Genomic DNA, 1,691 nt, shown 5'->3' on the forward strand with positions numbered 1-1,691 from the left:
GAAAGAGTAAATCAAGACATCCGAGGTGTTATATCGTAACAGATATAACCGAAAAAATTATAAACTCGTTATTGTCGTAACGTACGATGATAACAAACCTAAGACCAGAGATTCAACGCTATGAATCTTAGATGAGTAATCCGCACCCGCAGATGAAAATCGAACTGGTTAAGCTATAAAGAGCGCAGGGTGGATGCCTTGGCACTAAGAGCCGATGAAAGACGCGATAAGCTGCGAAAAGCTTCGGGGAGGAGCAAATATCCTTTGATCCGGAGATATCTGAATGGGGAAACCTGGCTGAGCAAACCTCAGTCGGCGTATGGTGAATACATAGCCATACGTTGGGAACCCGCTGAACTGAAACATCTAAGTAGGCGGAGGAAAAGAAAGAAAACTCGATTTCCAAAGTAGCGGCGAGCGAAATGGAAAGAGCCTAAACCGGCGTGCGTGCATGCCGGGGTTATGGACTGCAATAAGTGACTCGTATGGTAACAGAACGGTCCTGGAAAGACCGGCCACAGAGGGTGAAAGCCCCGTATGTGAAACCAGAAGAGAGCGAGCAGATTCCAAAGTACCACGAGACACGAGAAACCTTGTGGGAATTCGGGGGGACCACCCCCCAAGGCTAAATACTCCTTAGTGACCGATAGCGCATAGTACTGTGAAGGAAAGGTGAAAAGAACCCCGGGAGGGGAGTGAAAAAGAACCTGAAACCCTGTGTTTACAAACTGTGGAACCACATTTTAGGTGGAACCGCGTACTTTTTGTAGAACGGTCCGGCGAGTTGCCGGGACTGGCAAGGTTAAGCACTGAAGGTGCGGAGCCGAAGGGAAACCAAGTCTTAATAGGGCGCAGAGTCAGTTCAGGCAGACCCGAAACCGGGTGATCTACCCATGTCCAGGTTGAAGTTTCCGTAAAAGGAAATGGAGGACCGAACGCACATCCGTTGAAAAGGGTGGCGATGAGGTGTGGGTAGGGGAGAAATTCCAATCGAACCCGGAGATAGCTGGTTCTCCTCGAAATAGCTTTAGGGCTAGCCTCGTATTAGTTTAGCGGAGGTAGAGCACTGAATTCTTAAGGGGGCGTCAAAGCTTACCAAGAGATATCAAACTCCGAATGCCGCATAAATGATGTACGGGAGTCAGACTGCACGAGATAAGTTGGGTAGTCAAAAGGGAAAGAGCCCAGACCTACAGCTAAGGTCCCAAAGTGTGTGTTAAGTGGAAAAGGATGTGGGATTTCAAAGACAACTAGGATGTTGGCTCAGAAGCAGCCACACATTCAAAGAGTGCGTAATAGCTCACTAGTCGAGAGGTCCTGCGCCGAAAATGTCCGGGGCTGAAACACAACACCGAAGCTTAGGAATTGACGCAAGTCAATTGGTAGAGGAGCATTCTTAACTGCGGAGAAGCGTTACCGTAAGGAGGCGTGGAGTGTTAAGAAGAGAGAATGCCGGAATGAGTAGCGAGATGGAGGTGGGAATCCTCCAGGCCGAATATCTAAGGTTTCCAGAGTAAAGCTGATCTGCTCTGGGTAAGTCGGGGCCTAAGGCGAGGTCGAAAGACGTAGTCGATGGACAACAGGTTGAAATTCCTGTACCGCGTATTATCAGAACTGTGGGGACACAGAACCGAAGCCAAACCCGGGAATGAAAAGACCGGGGCAAGCGCCGGACTGGTTAGACTGGAAAA

The 1,691-nt window shown here is 49.1% G+C and carries 1 rRNA gene; it reads left to right on the forward strand.

From position 1 onward, the window contains the following. Positions 1-166: 166 nt before the first annotated feature. Positions 167-1,691: ribosomal RNA gene (locus tag DFR60_RS30080) — 23S ribosomal RNA — on the forward strand; the annotation flags it as partial.

The organism is Hungatella effluvii (assembly GCF_003201875.1).
In the GTDB taxonomy this organism is placed as follows: domain Bacteria; phylum Bacillota; class Clostridia; order Lachnospirales; family Lachnospiraceae; genus Hungatella; species Hungatella effluvii.